The organism is Bradyrhizobium sp. SZCCHNS2022 (assembly GCF_032377575.1).
Taxonomy (GTDB): Bacteria; Pseudomonadota; Alphaproteobacteria; order Rhizobiales; family Xanthobacteraceae; genus Bradyrhizobium; species Bradyrhizobium aeschynomenes.
In genome coordinates this window covers 3,475,353-3,492,664 of sequence record NZ_JAUHHZ010000001.1, presented here as the reverse complement: position 1 = coordinate 3,492,664, position 17,312 = coordinate 3,475,353, and the positions used below count along the sequence as shown (strand labels likewise).

Below are 17,312 nucleotides of genomic sequence, written 5' to 3'. Positions count from 1 at the left end.
CCCCCGGGGAGGCGCAGGGCGCGCTTCCAGGGGAAGCGCTGTGATCAATCAGGGTTTATGTTCGTACTTGGTCGGCAGCTTGGCCATGACATCCTCGAAACGCCGCGCCCAGGCGATGACGTCGTCGATGCCCTGTTCCAGCGAGAAGGTGTCGCGCCAGCCGAGCTCGGTGCGCAGCTTGAAGCTGTCGAGCGTGTAGGCGGTGTCCTTGCCGGGCCGCTCCGGTCCGATCTCGACGCAGTCCTCGAAGTTCTTGCCGAGGCGGGCGAGGATCATCTCGACCAGGGTGCGGATCGAGACCAGCTCGTAGCCGGAGATGTGATAGGTCTCGCCAAGCTTGCCGCTGCGGCCGATCTTCACCGTCGCGTCCGACACGTCGGTCATGTGGATGAACACGCGGACCGACTTGCCGCCGCCGTCGAGCCGCAGCTTCTGCCCGGTCATCGCGGCGACAATGGTGCGCGGCACGATGCGGTAGAGCTGCTGGCCCGGGCCGTAGACATTGGCCGCGCGGGTGAACACCACGGGGAACTGGTAGTTGGCGAAGTAGGTGCGCAGGCTCATGTCGCCGGCCGCGCGCGACACGGCATAAGGCGTCGACGGGTTGAACGGCGCGTCCTCGCGGACCCAGCCCTCGGTCGAGCCGTAGACTTCCGGCGTGGTCACATGAACGTAGCGGTCCAAGCCGTCATAGTTGCGCAGGATGTCGTGCAGGCGGACGGCGGAGACGACGTTGGTCATCATCCAGTGGTCCGGATACAGCCAGCTCTCGCCGACCATGCTCTGCGCGGCAAAGTTCACGACATGGGTCGGCCGCTCGGCGGCGAGCAGCGCCTTCAGCGCCTCGAGATCGTGATTGAGGTCGACGCGCTTGAAGCGCACGCTGCCGGGGCGCTTCTGCCATTTGTAGGGCAGGAAGGCGTCATGCGGCTCGTCCGAGCGGCTGGTCGCGATCACGTCGTGGCCGGCCGCGGCCAGGAAGTCGACGAAGGTTGCGCCCGAGAAGGAGTTCGAGCCGAGGATCAGGTACTTTTCGTTCGCAGCCATCGTCCCTGTCCGTCAGACCTCGCGCGTCGTGATGATGTCGCCACGCTGGGCGTACAGCCACTGCATGATCATGTGGCCGATCACCATCTGCGCGTCCTCGGCGATCTGCATGTCGTCGACCGCGAAATGGATCGGCACGTCGGCGAGCGCCTTGGCCTTGCCGCCGGAAAAGCCGAGCACAGCATAGCTGGTCATGCCGATCTTCTTGCCCTCTTCGAGCGCCTTCAGAATGTTCGGCGAGTTGCCCGAGCCCGAGAAGGTGATCAGCACGTCGCCCTTGCGCGCGAGCACCGCGAGCTGCAGCGAGAACACCTGGTCGTAGCCTTCGTCATTGGCAAGGCAGGTGATCACCGACGGGTTGGACGACAGCGAATGCACGCGCAGGCCGGAGCCGGGCGTCTTCGACAGCGCGTACAGGAAATCGTTGGCGAGGTGGTTGGCGTTGCCGCCGCTGCCGCCATTGCCGCAGAAGAACACCTGACGTCCCGTCTGCCAGCAGTCGCGCAAATCGTAGGCGAGCTTCTCGACCGGAGCCCAGTCGAAATCCTTCAGCACGGTGCTGAAGCGGCTGGTGTAGTCGGCAAAGAGGCTGCCGGGGGTCTTGAAGGCCAGGACGTTCATTTCACGACCTCCTTCTCCATCCATTTCAGATTGTACCAGCGGTCGTCATTCTTCAGCTGGCCTTGCGAGTACATGCCGATGATTTCCTTGATCGCGTCCTCTACCGTCTTCTTCGGACGGAAGCCGGTCGCGAGCAGGCGATCGGAGTTGACGCGATAGCTGCGCGGATCGTTCGAGGGCGTCACGATGACCTCTGCCGGCACGTGCTTGGTGACCATATTGGCGATGTCGAGGATCGAGATGTTCTCGAAACCCGCATTATAGACACCGGTGTGTTCGGGATGATCGAGCAGGAAGAGATAGAGATCGGTGATGTCGTCGATATGAATGTTCGGCCGGGTCTGGTCGCCGCCGAACACCGTGATGCGGCCGTTCATCAGCGCCTGCATCGTCAGCATGTTGACGGAGACGTCGAGCCGCTGGCGCGGGGAGTAGCCGCAGACAGTGGCGGGGCGCACGATCTGCACCACCATGTCATCCTTGTAGGACAGCACGATGCGCTCGCCGCACATCTTGGTCTTGTTGTATTCCGAGATCGGCAGCAGCTCGAGATCCTCGGTGACCTGCTCCTCTTCCTTCACACCGTAGACGCTGCCGGAGGAGGCGTAGATGAAGCGCTTGATGCCGTGGCGATAGGCGCGGTCGGCGAGCTGCATCGTGGCGAGACAGGAGATCTCCCAGGTCAGCTTCGGATCGAGGTCGCCGCAGGGATCATTGGCGACGCTGGAGAGATGGATGATGGCGTCGACGCCGGTCAGGTCGATCGCGTCGGGATTGCGTACGTCGCCCTGGACCACGGTGAGATCAGGATGCGGCTCGAGGAAGTTGCCGAACCACATGATGTCGAACGCGACGACCTTGTGGCCGGCCTTCAGGAGCTTCGGCACGAGCACGCTGCCCTTGTAGCCGCACGCTCCGGTCACGAATACTTTCATCTGAGCAATCCCCGTGGCTCGCCTGTCGTCTCGCCAGCTGGCGTGTCGCGCGCACATTTATACAAATTGGCGGGGCAAGGCGACCAGCCCAGCGGCGAAAATCGCCCGTCAAGCGTCCCCGCCACGGCGCGGTTCGTGCTTAAACTCCAAATGCGCCCGGCGCAAGCTTTCCGGGTTGCCGATATCCCGATGATAACCGCTGGTTTCCACGCACAAAATCCGTCCCAAATAGTTGGGGATGATTTCGGTGGAGAGATCGACGACCGGCTTTCCGAGCGCCGCGATGTCGGCGATCACGCTGGGATCGAACACGTAGACCGCGCCATTGGCGAGGTTCCCAGGCGGATTTTTGACCTTCTCGTGGAAGGCGGTCACCCTGTGCTGATCATCCAGTTCGAGAATCCCGCACGAGCTCGGATCGTCGGTCCGGAAGGCAAGCATCGTCATGATGCAGCCGTTGGGCCGGTTGCGATGGGCGGAAAGCAGCCCTGCGACGTCGAAATCGGTCAGGTTGTCGGCATGGGCGACCATGAAGGGCTGGTCGCCAAACCAGGCGCGGTTGGCCAGCACGGTGCCGCCGGTGCCGAGCAGTTCATCTTCGTGAACGAGATCGATGCGGTCGCGCCAGCGCGATTGCGCGACGTGCGCCTGCACCTGCTCGGCAAGCCAGTGCGTGTTCAGCAGCGCCCGCTCGATGCCACCTTCGAAGACGAGATCGAGCCAGTAGTCCAGCAGGGGCCGGTCGTGCACACGCACCAGGCATTTCGGCGTCGTATTGGTCAGCGGACGCAGCCGGCTTCCGATTCCGGCGGCGAGCAGAAGGGCACGCATGACGATATCCTACTCCTGGCTGAAGCCGGTCTCGTCGATCTCCCGCACCAGTTCGGCCGTCGTCAGCGGCAGGTTGCCGACGCGCGAGACCTGAAGGGCGGCGGCCAGCGAGCCGAGATAGGAGGCCTGCCAGATGTCGGCGCCCGCGCGCAGGCCCATCGAGCAGGCCATGAAGAAGCTGTCGCCGGCACCAGAGACGTCCTTCGGCGACGGGTTGAATGCGGGCAGGCGGTCCGAGGTGAAGACGCCTTCGGCCATGGTGTTGATCAGCGCGCCTTCAGCGCCGAGCGTGATCACCAGATTCTTGGTGCGGGCGCGCTCGACCAGCCGCTCGCTGATCACGGCGAGGCCCGAGATGAAGTCGTTCAGCGCGACGCGGGCCTCGCGCTCGGTCGGCGTCAGCAGGGTCATGCCCTTGAAGCGGGAGACGTCGCCGGTCTGCGAGGATACCTGGCTGTCGGCCGCCATCATCACGCCTTGGGCGCGGGCGCGATCGGCGATTGCGTCCACAAGATCCTGCGGCAGGCAGCCGTAGTTGAAACAGGAGAACAGCAGCAGATCGCAGCTCTTCAGGGCGCGCTCGACCGAGGTCAGCATCTGCCGCTGCAGGTCGGCGTCAGAGGCGTGCTGACGCAGATGGTTGACGCGCAGCAGCGTCTTGTTGAGCGCGCGAAACCGCTGCTTGCGCGTGGTCGGCCGGCTCTGGTCGGTGAAGGCGTTGAAGTTGACGCCGTGCTGCTCCAGCGTGTTGCGGGCGAACCGCGCGGCTTCATCGTCGCCGACCAGCGTGAAGAACTTCACGTCTGCGCCGAGGCCGTGCGCATGGGCGGCCACCGCGCCGGCGCCGCCGACGAAGGTGCGGGTCATCAGCGGCGTCACGACGATGGTCGGGTCCTCCTGGGACATACCGACGGCGTCGCAGGTGACATATTCGTCGATGATGAGATCGCCGATCACGGCCACCCGCATGCCGGCGAGCTTGCGGAGCAGGTCCTTCAGATTCGAGATCTCGAAGCCGTGCCGCTTGGGGAATTCCTGCGGCTTGCGGACGGTCGAGATGTCGATGTTGGCGTCGCGTTCCAGCAGCGAGAGGGACGCAAAGCGCAACTCACCGGACGAGAAGATCAGGCGTCCGCCATAGGCGTCGACGGCCTCCTGCTCGGGATTGGCGCGGTCCTCGAACTCCTTGCCCTTGACGACGACCGTCGGCTTCAGGTGCGAAATGAAGTCCGATGCGTTCGTCTCCAAGCGCACGGCATGGTGCACAAACGCGATCGAACGCACGTTTTCCAGCCGCATGTCCTGCGCCAGCGTCACGCCGGGCGTGGAATCCGGGTTTACGCCGACGACGAGGACGTCGGCCTGCTCGGCGGCGAACTTCAAAAGCCGTAAATGTCCGGGGTGTACGACGTTGAAGTTGCCTGACACGAACGCGACGGTCTGCCCGGCCTCACAGGAGGCGCGAATATTCTGACAGGCCAGATCCATCTGACTCATATCGATCACCTGATCCAAGAAATACGCCTCCGGCTCGATCGTGCTGAGGTGGTATGGTCGGTCACCGCGCCGGCAGCTCGGCCGAATCGCAGACCCATAAGCGCTTCGACGATTGGGGGCTTCGGCTTTGGAGAACCGGTTGCGGCATGGTTCGCTTCAATCGTCGGCGTTGATTTCATTGCGAAAAGTCAATGCATTCTCATGGTCGGCTCAGATGAACACCGTGCGAGCCTACCTCTCAGCTCACCTCTTTATCAGCTGTGCGCAGCAGCACAAACCCCTCTGAGCTGAACAAGGGTTGCGGAACTTGAATGGTGCAAAGGCTGCTGTTTGGGACATGCTCACGGTGTACGCATGCGGTGCAGGTCCGCCAATGTAGTTGCGGCGAGCTTGCCCGCGCCTCGTGCGGGTAAATCTTTGGGCCGGACCGGGCGCTTGAGTTCATGGCTGCCAGTCTGTATCGCTCGTGTGTGGCGAGTAAGGTGCGCAGCCGGTCCGAGTCGACAGTTGAGAGACGAATCATGTTGAGACGGGCCGAGTGGATGCCCGAAAGTGCGGCCTCGAAAGGTGCCCTGCGCAAATACGTCGTGGTCGTCGGAAGCTTGGTCCTCGGCGCTCTGACGCTCGCAGCCGCCTTCATGATTCTTTTCGATGCTCAGACATTGCCTGACCACTTCTCCCAGATCGAGCGGGCAGGGGATCGAAACTGGTATCGTGATTTCGGGGGGCAGCACATTCCGCAAATCCAGGATCAGGACATCTTCTACAGCAACATCGGCTCGTCGATTGCCGCCGCCCGGGCTGCCGACGTCGTTTTTCTCGGGCCCTCCTTCGTCAGCTACGCCATCGACCGGCAGACCTTGCAAGCGTCGGACCAGCTCGACCGATTGAAGCTGTACAACATGGCTTTCGTCGGAATCCGCGGTGGCGAGTTCTCCCGCCGGGTGATCGCGCGCTGGAACGTACGGCCTCGGCTCTGGGTCATCAACGTCGACGATCAGTTCGCCCATTTCTTCAGCAGCGACTTGAACGTCACTCTAGGGCCCCAGAAGGTCCCGGTGGCAGCGGTTTCGCGCGACCGGTTGCGCGGCTATCTCACCGTCATCGGACGCAATCTGCGGTGGCGCCTCGAGGACGTCGTCGCGGCGGCTCGCACGGGGCATTTCTCCGACAGCGGACTCTATCGCAACGTTACGAATGGCGACATGGCTCTCGACGTCAACCCGAGCTATGTGGCGCCAAACAACATGCCGATGCGATCCGCACGCGATCAGGCCTGTGACACCAGCGCCGAGATCGTCGGCTATGCCAAGGCCTTCTTGAAGGAGATAGGCGGCCGGGTCGTCTTCATGCTGGTCCCGCATAGCCAGTCCTGCGCGCGCCAGGCCGAGCAACTGGCGAGAGCGCTCGGCGTCGAGCTGATTGCCCCGCCGTTCGACGGCCTGACGACGCTCGATGGCGGAGGCCACCTTGACAAGAAGGGGGCGGAGAAGTTTACCGGCTATCTTGCCGCCGAGATTGTCAAAACGAGCGCCTTCAAGGACGTATTCTTGTCGAGTTCAACTGGAAAATAGATCCCGCCGTCGGCGCTGTCAGTGATACAAATCGAACTGCTCTCCCTTGGCCCGGTCCAGGTCGCTCGCCAAGGCATCACGGTCGATCTTGGGAAATTGCGTGCCGAACTCTGGCCGGGCGAGCAGGGCTAGAAAGGTCTTCAGCATGCCGCGTTCCGAGGGGTGTGCGGGATCGAAGAAGTTCTGCTTGTCCTGAGAGATCGGCGTGCGGCTCATATCGTAGAACTGGATTCCGAGCTGCGAGAATCGCTCGGCCGTCGGCTTGCTGCGGAGCTCGCGCCAAAGTCCCGAATAGGGCCAATATGCTTCGTCCGTGTCGAGGAAGGCCGCGGCACTTTCCAGCAACGGATATTGAACGGCAATCACGGAGAAACCGCGTTCACGCGATAGCCGGGACAAGCGCTCGATCTCGCCCAGTTGGCGTTCGCTCAAATGCGGGGCGCCGGGGAACGAGGACGTCACATATTGAGCGCCGCGGGACAACGTCTCAGCGGCGCTTGCGCGATAGGGCGGCGCCACCATCACGGAGCCGTCGCTGCGAAAGCCGAACCTGCCGCGGATCGCTTCCGTCCCGATCAGCCGGTTCTGGTCGATCGACTCCATCTGCGGAGTCATCGCGGCCGACATGATCGCAGCAGCATCTACGCCCGTCCGAATGGCGAAGTCGGCAACGTCGTGCAGCTTTCGCCGATGCGAATCGAGGCCCTGGACAAAGTCCATCGTGCGCTCCTTCCGCCAGGCCTCGGCGAGGAAATCGCCGAACAGGAAGTAGTCCAGCGCCACGATCACGACGCGCGGCTTTGCTGCCGTCGTCGCGCGATCGACGAAATCGACGACATGGATGAGCGGCCAGGCGGTCAGGCAGGCATTGTAAGCAACGTACGGACGGAAGATCTGCGCACGCGCCTGGCCGCAGCGCGAACTGCCGACCAGCAGCACCTCGGGCTGCACCTGCTTGATTCGTTCAAGCTTGTACGGCGCGTAGTCCTTGAAGGCGCCCAGCCAGACGAGCTTTTCGTCTTGCGATTGCTCTGTGGCGATGGCGGAGAGCGGAACGGTGGCGCCCAGGCGCCACCCGACCCATTCGAGAATGGCGAGCACTGGCAAGAAGAGCGCGGCAAACAGCGCTACAATGATCGCAACGTAACGCGCCACGGCTTCGTACCCGCTCAATGGTATCCTCATGCTTCTAGATGGGGCGAATATGCCCCGCAATCCGTGTTATCACGGCCGGCAAGTATGGCCACGCCGCGGTGCGAAGTCCGGTCTCGAGGTTCCCGAACTCAGCGCCGGGCGATATCCGCGAGGTCGCCAGCGATCCGAGCTGGATCGATATTCGGGAACGCGTCCCGAAAGTCAGGATCGCTCAGCAGATGCAACATCACCTCCGCAGCGCCGGTGTCGGCCAGGTGATAGGCGTCCACGAAGCTGGAGTTTTCATCCTTCATCGGCAGGCGCGCCAGATCGAACAGCGGAATCCCGAGCTGGCGCAGCCAGTCTCTGGTCTGCGCGGTCGCAAACTCCCGCCAGGCGCCGAACCCGCGAGGGCCGTACTGCTCGCGATCCAGCAGGTCGATGCCGGCGCGAATGAAGGGCAGCTGGATGCCCATCAGCTTGACGCCGCGCGACCTTGCCATCTCGGCAAGCTGCGCGATCGGCTGTTTCAGGGATGACGATAGGCCCGCCGCACGTGGCAGTGTGTCTGCGAGCGTCGCCGCGTTCATGAAGCGTGAACGGGCATCGGCGACATGGCCGGGCGAATAGCGGTATGACCCGTCGTTGCGGAAGCCCTCCTGCTGAACGATGGATTGGGTTCCGACGAAAGCGCTCTGCGTGCCGACGTAGTCCTTGAAGGCGGCCGGGCGGCGCGTTGCCGTCCGTGCGAAATCCAGCAAGCTCGACCTGAGATATGTGAGAGGATGGTCATAGTGCATCTTGCGCGTGATCGCGAACCACTCTTCCCAGCGGTCGGCGAACAGAAAATGATCGAGCGAGAGGATCGCGATCCTGGGGCGCTGTCGTTGCGTGGCGCGCTCGAACAGATCGAGCGTCTGGCCGGTGGTCCAGGCCGTGAACGAAAGATTGTAGAAGCGGTAGGGTGCGAACAGGGCAGCACGAAAGGTGCCGGCGCGCGACGTGCTGATCCAGATGACCTCCGGGCGCTCCTGCTCCAGCCGCGCCAGCTTGAACGCCGCATTGTAGCGCAGATCGAAGGGGAGCAGGATCTGTTCCGGATTGTCGCGTTGGGAATCGGCGAGATCCTGCAGCCGCATCGACGCGCCGAACGGGCGTGCGGCATGAAAGAGACCGATCGGAGGCAGGTAGCCGGCGAGTGCGGAGGCCGCCAGAACCGTGGTGACGTAGCGCCGCGCCGGATTCGGCGGGGGGGACTGACCCGGTTGCCGCTGATCCTTCATTCGGATGCCGTTCGCATCGTGGGCCCGTCGGAGATGAGCGCTAGAGCACCGCGCTGGTCGGCGGTCAGAACTGGAAATACAGGAACTGGGAGGTATCGCCCGCGATGATGTTCATGAGCACGGCGGCAACCAGTGCCACCGACGTGCCGATCGCCCACGTCAGGGAGGGGCGCCATTTCAAGGCAAGAACGCTCCATGGGCGCGGGCTATGATAGGTCTCCAGCCCGACATTCCATCGCTCGAACATCGCATTGACGTTCGGCAATGCTAGGCATGCGGCGTAGCCAACCAGGATCGCGATCATCACTCGGGGATCGACCAGATTGGTCATGGTGATCTTCTCCGGAGAGGACAGGCCGATCATGCCCTTGATGAGCCGGATGGCTGCGTTCGGATTGTCGGCACGAAAGAACACCCAGGCGAGAACCACGGCAAGCTGGGTCAAGAGCAGCGCTGCCGCAGCGTACCAAGCCGTGCCGGCATGACGGGCAAGTGCCGGCCGCGCCTGGACGAACTTGCCCCAGCGGTGGTTGACGATCAGGAACAGCCCGTGAAGGGCGCCCCAGATGACGAAGGTGAACCCCGCCCCATGCCACAGGCCGCCAAGCAGCATCGTGGTGAACAGGTTGGCGTTGCGCCTGTTCTCGCCATGTCGATTGCCGCCGAGCGGGATATAGAGATAGTCGCGCAGGAAGCGCGACAGCGAAATGTGCCAGCGCCGCCAGAATTCGACGATGCTCTGCGACTTGTACGGGGAGTCGAAATTGAAGGGCAGCCTGATCCCGAACATGATCGATATGCCGATCGCCATGTCGGAGTAGCCGGAGAAGTCGAAGTAGATCTGAAGCGAGTAGGCGAGTGCGCCTCCCCAGGCGTCCATCAGCTGAAGATGGCTTGAATTGGCGGCCTGGAACACCGGACTTGCAACCATCCCGAAGCCGTCGGCAATGAACGACTTCTTGAACAGACCGATCGTCAGAATCGTGAGGCCGACCGCAACGTTCTCGATCGAGATCCGTCTGCTATTCTCCGAGCCGAATTGCGGCATCATCTCGCGATGATGAAGGATGGGGCCTGCGATCAGATGCGGAAAATAGGTGACGAACAGCCCGTATTTGACGAAGCTCCGTTCGCTGGAATAGCCGCCATAGACGTCCGCGAGATAGGCAATCTGCGTGAAAGTAAAGAACGAAATTCCCAGCGGGAGCACGATCGCGAGAAACGGGTATCTCGACGCGGTGAGCGCGTTCAGGATCTGGATGCCAAAGTTCGTGTATTTGTAGAACGCCAGCGCCGCGAGGTTGAGCGTGATCGCTGCTGCGAACAATCCGCTGCGTGCCTTGCCGGTCTGACCGGCGATCAAGAGACCCATCGTGTAATTGAAGACGATCGAGATCAGGATGATCGGAACGAAGTGAAGGTCCCAATAGCCGTAAAACGCCAGCGAGGCGGCCGCGAGCCAGCTGAGGCGAGCCACTGGAGATGCGAAAAACCTTGCCAGCAGGAAATATCCGGCGAAGGTCACCGGCAGGAACAGAAACAGAAACTCAAACTGCGTGAAGAGCATAACGAAGTTTCTTGATGTTGCTGCGTGTAGCGTTGCTTTATCAATGATTGAGGGGGCTGCCAAGTTGGCGAACGCGGCCGGGCCGTGATCTCTCGGGGATTATCCTCTGGAGCGGAGCGGTGGCGATGGAGCCGAGAGGGATGTTTGCCGACCTGTTCGCGCTTTCCGGCTGCGGATCCTTCTGTTATAGGTCCCGGTTATTCGACGGGCTTTCGCGCTCACTTGCGATCCGCCCGTCCGGTGCTCAATGCAGGCGCGGGCGGCGCGCGATATGACCGAGCTCAGGTTCGTTCCGATGCGATGGCTGCCAATTCCTCGCGCTTTCTCAAGGATGGCCTCGTTGCCGACCGCTGGCGCGCCCGGACCGGGGCGGCGGTGGGTGTCAGCAAGGATTTGACTGCATGTCCTTCGTGAGGAGGCTCCTGGGGCCACGCTCCAGGCGTTTCATCTATTTCGGCTTCCTCATTGTAGGAATGTGCCTCAACGCCTTGCCGCCTCGCCTGGTGTTCCTGATGCTCGTCGTTTGCGACGCCATCGAGCTGAAGGGCCGTGGCCGGCTGTATCAGGCCTATTTTCCTTACGTCACCTCCCGCCTTGCAGAGGATCCGGCGTTTCGCTTTTCGAGCAGGCTCAGCTCCGGTTTCAAGCCGGCCACGGCGCGCGTGCTGCATGGGATCGGCGCATACCGCGAGGCCTGCGCATGGATCCTCGATAACAAGCTGGCAGCCGCGTCTGCCGACGTCGCGTTTGCGTTGCTGAGGTCACTGTTCGAGCTTGGCCAGTTCGAGCAGGCTTATGACGCCGTTTTTGGCATCAGGCAGACGGACCTCGCGCCAACGGCTCACCTCGCTCACCTGATTGCGATGATCGAGATCATCGCCGGCGACGAGGTGGCCGCGTTGCGCAGCATGGAGCTCGCCTGCAATCTCGGTCCGTCGATGCTGCGGCCGCATCAGAACATCGCCTCGCGGTCGCCTTGGCTCTATTCACCCAATCGGTTGGACGTCGCCTGCGGTGCGCCGGGACGCATGTTCGACCTATGCAACTTTGCCGGACAGCGTGTGACCCATGTGGGGCGCGGCGAAGTCGGTCCACGATTGTTCGAGCGTGCGTTGGATGCGCAGGACCGGTTGCGGCAGCAGGGCAGGCCGGACGTCTCCGCAGCGCTTCGGCAACTGCTCGCTGAACTCGATGTTTCGCTGGATGATTTGAAGCTGATCCCCGAGGAATGGTCGACGCAGATCGGTCATCTCGGCATGCTCGACATTCTCCTGCGCATGCAGGAGCTGGGCTGGTGGTCCGGCCAGCCTGTCATGGTGGTCAGGCCGCGACTGATCGCAAACGCCTCGTTCTTCCGATTGTTCGACGGCCGTTGCAAGGTCGTCATCGTCGGCGACATGGTGACGGAGCCGTTGGCGGAGGAACTCCTTTCGCTGCAGAGATGGTACGGCTTGAACTTCAATGCCTTCCGGCTGCCCCAAGGCCCGGTCGTTCCATGGCAGGAGGCTGGTGCGCTTGCGCTCGATGCCTGGAAACGGCAAGGGCGCGGGCATCCGTTGCGCGATGCCTATGACCGGCAATGTACCCGGGATGGAAACGGAAGCGACCCGCTTCGGCTGTTGCGAGAGCGGTTCGGCATGCAGCCGGATGATTGGTATGTCTGCCTGCATACGCGGGATGCCGCACATTATTTCGAGTTCATGGGGACCGGCCAGACCCATCGCAACGCGCCGATCGAGGCGTCCTTGGATGCCATTCGTCTGATCACGGCGCGTGGCGGCTGGGTGATCAAGCTCGGCGGACCGAATTCACCGAAGCTCCCGCCGCTGCAGCGTACGATCGACTATGCGCTCAGCGAGTTCAGATCCGATCTGATGGACATCCATCTGATCCGGCACGCCAGGGCATTCATCGGGACCACGTCCGGACTGACCAACGTGGCGGTCAGCTTCGGCATCCCTTGTGCAATCGTCAATGCGATCACCACCGACGCCCAATTGTGGAACGGGAATGTCCGCTTTGCTCTCAAACCGGTCCGGCTCGCCGACGGCACCATGCTGACGCAGCGTCAGCTGACGAGCACGCCGTGGCGCTGGCGCGTGTTCGATGCCGCCGTGCTCGGCCGGAGCGGGGCGCAACCGGAGAACAATTCCGCGGAGGAGATTCACGACACGGTGGAAGAGGTCTTGGCGATTGCGGATGGTCGCACGGCCGAGTTCGACGGCGATCACGATGCCGAACGATTGCTGTCTCGCTGGAGAGAGGCGCTCGCTTTGCCCTATTATTACGGGACGAGCCGCCCGAGCCTCGGATTCCTGGCGAGGCACGAGAAGGAGTTTCTGCTCGATGCGACGGACGTGAGCTGAGTCATGCGACGGCGTCTCCAAGCTGCGAGGAGGGCCTCATGTGCGGCATAGCGGGCCTGTTGAGACCCGGGGGAGCTGATGAGGGCCGGCTGAGCGGAACCATCGAGCGGATGACGGCTGCGTTGGCCCACCGGGGGCCTGATGCGTCCGGAGCATGGCGTGACGGACGGCACGGCATTGCCCTCGGGCAGCGCCGTCTGGCGGTCCTGGATCTCTCCGAGGCCGGGGCGCAGCCGATGCATAGCGCCTGCGGGCGCTACACGATCACGTTCAACGGTGAGATCTATAATCATCTCGAGGTCCGCGCCGAGCTGGAGAGGCAGGGCGGCGCGCCGAACTGGCGCGGCCATTCCGACACCGAAACGCTGCTCGCCGCGATCCGGCAATGGGGCGTCGCGCCGGCGCTGCAGCGCCTGATCGGCATGTTCGCCTTCGCGCTGTGGGATGCGGAGACGCGGCACCTGATTCTGGCGCGCGATCGCTTCGGCGAGAAGCCGCTGTTCTACGGCTGGAGCGGCGGCGATCTGGTGTTCGGCTCCGAGCTGAAGGCGCTCGCCGCCCATCCCGAATGGGCGCCCTCGCTCGATCGCGCAGCGCTCACCGCATTCATGCGCTACTCCTATGTGCCGGCGCCCGCCACGATCTGGACCGGCATCCGCAAATTGCCGCCGGCTTCGTTCGTGAGCTTCGCCGCCGATGCGGCACGGGAGAACTCGCCAGCGCCGCAGCCCTATTGGTCGCTGCGCGACCGGGTCGTTGCGGCGCAGAGCGATCGCATCAGCAGTGAGACGGAGGCCGTCGCGCGCCTGGAACAGCTGCTGTCGATCGCGGTCAAGCGGCAATGCCTGTCGGACGTGCCGCTCGGTGCGTTCCTGTCCGGCGGCGTCGACTCCTCGACCATCGTGGCGCTGATGCAGGCCCAGGCGGGGCAGCCGGTGCGCACCTTCAGCATCGGCTTCGCGGAGGATGGCTACAACGAGGCCGAGGATGCGCGCCGGGTCGCGCAGCATCTCGGAACCGATCATACCGAGCTCTATGTCGATGCGCGCACGGCAATGGACGTCGTGCCGAAGCTGCCGCGCATCTATGACGAGCCGTTCGCCGACTCCTCGCAGATCCCCACGCATCTGGTGGCGCAGCTTGCACGCCGGCACGTCACCGTCGCGCTGTCGGGCGATGCCGGCGACGAACTGTTCGGCGGCTACAACAGGCATGTCTGGGGCGGCGCTCTGCAGGCGCGTCTCGGACGCCTGCCGATGCCGCTCCGCCGTGCCATCGGCGCCGCGTTCGGCGCCATCGCGCCGGAACCGGCGGATACCATTCTCAGGGCGCTGCAGCCCGTGCTGCCGGCCCGCCTGAAGCTGCGTCATGCCGGCGACCAGGTTGCCAAGCTCGGCCGCATCATTGCCGCCGACGGCTTTGACGGCCTGTATCGGACACTGTGCTCGATCGATCAGGATCCAGCCGGAACGGTCGTGGCGGGGGAGGAGCGTGCGAGCTGGGCCGGAGAGCAGATGCGACAGCTCGCAACGGAGATCGATCCGCTCGACCGGATGACGTTGGCCGATTCCCTGAGCTATCTCAGTGACGACATCCTGCAAAAGGTCGATCGCGCAGCCATGGCCGTGGCGCTGGAGACTCGCGTGCCCTTCCTCGACAAGGACGTTGTGGAGTTCTCGACCAGGGTTCCCGCTGCGATGAAGGTGCGTGATGGCCGCGGCAAATGGCTGGTCCGCCAGGTGCTCTATCGCCATGTGCCCGCTGCGATGATCGACCGTCCGAAGACCGGCTTCAGCGTTCCGCTCGATTCCTGGCTGCGCGGGCCGCTGAGATCATGGGCCGCGGACCTGCTGTCGCCGGCACGGCTGAAGCGGCAGGGCCTGTTCGACCCGGCGCGGGTGACGCGGATGTTCGACGAGCATCAAAGCCGTCGCCACAATCATTCCTACTGGCTGTGGAACGTGCTGATGGCCGAGGCTTGGCACGACGAATGGGCCGGGGCCAGGTAGCTCAGTCTTCGACCGTGGCCGGCACGGCCATGTTGCCTTTGCCCTTCTCGGCGCTGAGGATCCACACCACGCCGCCCATGCCGCCGACGATGAAGTACACCGCGCCGAACAGGATCGAGACCACGGTGCCGTCGGCTGGCGCGAGCCCGGCATAGCCGAACGCCACCATCATCGTCGCTTCGCGCACGCCCCAGCCGGCGATCGAGATCGGCAGCATCGTGATCAGCATGATCGGCGGCGTCAGCAGGAACAATTGCTGGAACGCGGCGGGAGCAGCAATCGCGCGCACGGCGCACCACGCGATCACGACGGCGAGCACGTGGACCGACAGCGACAATACGGCGATCTTGGCCGCCGTGGTCCTGCCGAAGATGACCTTGCTCGCGATGACCGAGCAGGCATAGACGTGGCGCGTCGGCCACCACGCCTTCATCCAGGCCGCCGGAAGATAGCCCACGGTCAGAAAGCCGACACCGGCGGCCAGTGCGGCCGCATCGACCAGCACCAGGGCGAGCCGGCCGTGCTCGTCGGCGATCATGCCGTAGCTCCACGGCAGGCTGGCCACGATGATCAGTGCCAGCGCGATGAAGCCGACGGCGCGGTCCGTCAGGATCGAGTAGCTCGCGGCGCGCCAGCCGGCGCCGGTGCGGCCGATCAGCCACAGCCGGACCGCATCGCCGCCGATCGAGGAGGGCAGGGTCTGGTTGAAGAAGGCGCCGATCATGTTGTAGCGGAACGCCTTGAGGTCGGTCAGCGGCGCGCCGCACAGCGCGGAAATCTCGCGCCAGCGCAGCGCGCCGATGAAGATCTGCAGCAGTGTGATTGCCACCGCCAGCACGATCCAGCCGATATTGATCTGGCTGAGCCGCTCGCGGATGGCCGCAAAGTTGATCCCGCGCAGCGCCAGATACAGCAGGGCGAGCGACACCACGATCCGAAGGAGGAGAATCAAAAACGCACGCATGCGAGGGTCGGCTTCGCTCTTGGTTGAAAGGGCCCAAGCCGAGTGCGAGACGCGCAACTCCCCGTCCTGGCAGGACCGGACCTCGGACAAGGTCCAGGCCGGCACGGCGGCCGACCCCTTGCGGTCCTGATGCCCCGGTGGCTAAACAGTCGCAGGGGTGGCGTCAATGGCCTCCGAAACGACCGGAATATCAATTTATGTCTCATGGCCGGAAGATCGCGGTGATAGGCCTTGGTTACGTCGGCCTGCCGGTCGCCGCAGCGTTCGCGCGTGCAGGCTGCCCGGCGATCGGTTTCGACATCGATGCTGTCAGGGTCGCCGAGCTGAGGGACGGCAGGGACCGCACCTGTGAGGTCGACGCCGCCGATCTCGGGCGCCCCGGCCTGCGCTTCACCAGCGATCCGGGCGACATGCAGGCTGCCGATTTCTTCATCGTCACGGTGCCGACGCCGATCGACAGCGCACGCCGGCCCGATCTGAGCGCCATGCTGGCCGCCACGCGCACCGTGGGCGCCGTGCTGAAGCGCGGCGACATCGTCGTGTATGAGTCCACCGTCTATCCGGGCGCTGTCGAGGAGGATTGCGTTCCGCTGCTGGAGAGCAGCTCGGGACTGAAGGCCGGCGCCGATTTCAACGTCGGCTATTCGCCGGAACGCATCAATCCCGGCGACAAGACGCATCGCTTCGAGACCATCACCAAGGTGGTCTCGGCGCAGAACCAGCAAACGCTCGGGATCGTCGCCGACGTCTATGGTTCGGTGGTCACGGCCGGGATTCACCGCGCGCCGTCGATCAAGGTGGCCGAAGCCGCCAAGGTGATCGAGAACACCCAGCGCGATCTCAACATCGCCTTCATGAACGAGCTGTCGCTGATCTTCCAGGCGCTGGAGATCGACACCGGCGACGTGCTGGCGGCGGCCGCGACCAAGTGGAACTTCCTGCCGTTCACGCCGGGCCTCGTCGGCGGGCACTGCATCGGCGTCGATCCGTATTACCTCACCTACCGCGCCGAGAAGGCAGGCTATCATCCCGAGGTCATTCTGGCGGGGCGGCGCATCAACGACGAGATGGGCCGGCGCATCGCGCGGGAATGCATTCGTGGTCTTCTGAAGCGCAGGGGCCGCAGCGGGATCGTCACAATCCTCGGCATGACCTTCAAGGAGAACGTTCCCGACATCCGCAATTCGCGGGTGATCGACATCATCAGCGAATTGCAGTCGTTCGGCGTCGAGGTGCAGGTCGCCGATCCGCTGGCCGATGCCGCGGCCGTGCACGAGGAATACGGCATCGGCCTGACCGCGATCGAGGCGTTGCGTCCTGCCGACGCCATCGTGCTGGCCGTGTCGCACGATGCGTATCTCGCGGGTGGCTGGTCCTTGGTGCAGGGCCTGCTGCGCGAGGCGAGCGGCCTCGTGCTCGACGTGAAGATGAAGCTCGACCGCGCGAGCAAACCCGCCGCCATCGAACTGTGGCGACCCTGACGG

13 protein-coding genes are annotated in these 17,312 nt (G+C 63.7%); 4 read left to right on the top strand and 9 right to left on the bottom strand.

What is annotated here, in order from left to right; all coding sequences use genetic code 11:
• Positions 1 to 48: 48 nt before the first annotated feature.
• The 5 genes from QXZ94_RS15520 to QXZ94_RS15500 all read right to left on the bottom strand — a co-directional run bounded on the left by QXZ94_RS15520 (position 49) and on the right by QXZ94_RS15500 (position 4,931).
• Positions 49 to 1,047, bottom strand: a complete 999-nt coding sequence (locus QXZ94_RS15520; protein ID WP_315721136.1) for an NAD-dependent epimerase/dehydratase family protein — start codon at positions 1,045 to 1,047, stop codon at positions 49 to 51.
• A 12-nt stretch (positions 1,048 to 1,059) separates the two neighbouring features.
• Positions 1,060 to 1,668 (bottom strand): SIS domain-containing protein, encoded by a 609-nt coding sequence (locus QXZ94_RS15515; RefSeq protein ID WP_246739260.1) that lies wholly within the window; start codon positions 1,666 to 1,668, stop codon positions 1,060 to 1,062.
• Positions 1,665 to 2,603, bottom strand: a complete 939-nt coding sequence (locus tag QXZ94_RS15510; RefSeq protein ID WP_172112740.1) for an NAD-dependent epimerase/dehydratase family protein — start codon at positions 2,601 to 2,603, stop codon at positions 1,665 to 1,667. The genes QXZ94_RS15515 and QXZ94_RS15510 overlap by 4 nt, the downstream gene beginning before the upstream one ends.
• Positions 2,604 to 2,711: 108 nt before the next feature.
• Positions 2,712 to 3,434, bottom strand: a complete 723-nt coding sequence (locus tag QXZ94_RS15505) for a nucleotidyltransferase family protein (RefSeq protein WP_315721135.1) — start codon at positions 3,432 to 3,434, stop codon at positions 2,712 to 2,714.
• Positions 3,435 to 3,443: 9 nt separating this feature from the next.
• Complete coding sequence (locus QXZ94_RS15500; RefSeq protein ID WP_409998490.1) at positions 3,444 to 4,931, bottom strand: PfkB family carbohydrate kinase; 1,488 nt, start codon at positions 4,929 to 4,931, stop codon at positions 3,444 to 3,446.
• A gap of 521 nt (positions 4,932 to 5,452) precedes the next feature.
• On the opposite strand from QXZ94_RS15500, the gene QXZ94_RS15495 reads away from it, so the two are divergent.
• Positions 5,453 to 6,505, top strand: a complete 1,053-nt coding sequence (locus tag QXZ94_RS15495; protein ID WP_315721133.1) for a hypothetical protein — start codon at positions 5,453 to 5,455, stop codon at positions 6,503 to 6,505.
• An 18-nt stretch (positions 6,506 to 6,523) separates the two neighbouring features.
• Here QXZ94_RS15495 and QXZ94_RS15490 read toward each other — a convergent pair whose 3' ends face one another.
• The 3 genes from QXZ94_RS15490 to QXZ94_RS15480 form a co-directional block, all read right to left on the bottom strand.
• Positions 6,524 to 7,678, bottom strand: coding sequence for a hypothetical protein (locus QXZ94_RS15490; RefSeq protein ID WP_315721132.1), 1,155 nt, complete (start codon positions 7,676 to 7,678; stop codon positions 6,524 to 6,526).
• 110 nt (positions 7,679 to 7,788) lie between these two features.
• Positions 7,789 to 8,922, bottom strand: coding sequence for a hydrolase (locus QXZ94_RS15485; protein WP_315721131.1), 1,134 nt, complete (start codon positions 8,920 to 8,922; stop codon positions 7,789 to 7,791).
• 64 nt (positions 8,923 to 8,986) lie between these two features.
• Positions 8,987 to 10,489 (bottom strand): MBOAT family protein, encoded by a 1,503-nt coding sequence (locus QXZ94_RS15480; RefSeq protein WP_315721130.1) that lies wholly within the window; start codon positions 10,487 to 10,489, stop codon positions 8,987 to 8,989.
• 401 nt (positions 10,490 to 10,890) lie between these two features.
• Between QXZ94_RS15480 and QXZ94_RS15475 the strand changes: the two genes are divergently transcribed.
• The gene (locus QXZ94_RS15475; protein ID WP_315721129.1) at positions 10,891 to 12,855 is read left to right on the top strand and encodes a TIGR04372 family glycosyltransferase; all 1,965 of its coding nucleotides are present in this window, start codon (positions 10,891 to 10,893) and stop codon (positions 12,853 to 12,855) included.
• A 38-nt stretch (positions 12,856 to 12,893) separates the two neighbouring features.
• Positions 12,894 to 14,864, top strand: a complete 1,971-nt coding sequence (gene asnB / locus QXZ94_RS15470; RefSeq protein ID WP_315721128.1) for an asparagine synthase (glutamine-hydrolyzing) — start codon at positions 12,894 to 12,896, stop codon at positions 14,862 to 14,864.
• A 1-nt stretch (position 14,865) separates the two neighbouring features.
• Here the strand turns inward: asnB and QXZ94_RS15465 are convergent, their stop codons facing one another.
• Complete coding sequence (locus QXZ94_RS15465) at positions 14,866 to 15,828, bottom strand: lysylphosphatidylglycerol synthase transmembrane domain-containing protein (protein ID WP_315721127.1); 963 nt, start codon at positions 15,826 to 15,828, stop codon at positions 14,866 to 14,868.
• Positions 15,829 to 16,025: 197 nt separating this feature from the next.
• On the opposite strand from QXZ94_RS15465, the gene QXZ94_RS15460 reads away from it, so the two are divergent.
• Positions 16,026 to 17,309: a nucleotide sugar dehydrogenase gene (locus tag QXZ94_RS15460; RefSeq protein ID WP_315721126.1), complete on the top strand. Its 1,284-nt coding sequence runs from the start codon at positions 16,026 to 16,028 to the stop codon at positions 17,307 to 17,309.
• Positions 17,310 to 17,312 lie beyond the last annotated feature (3 nt).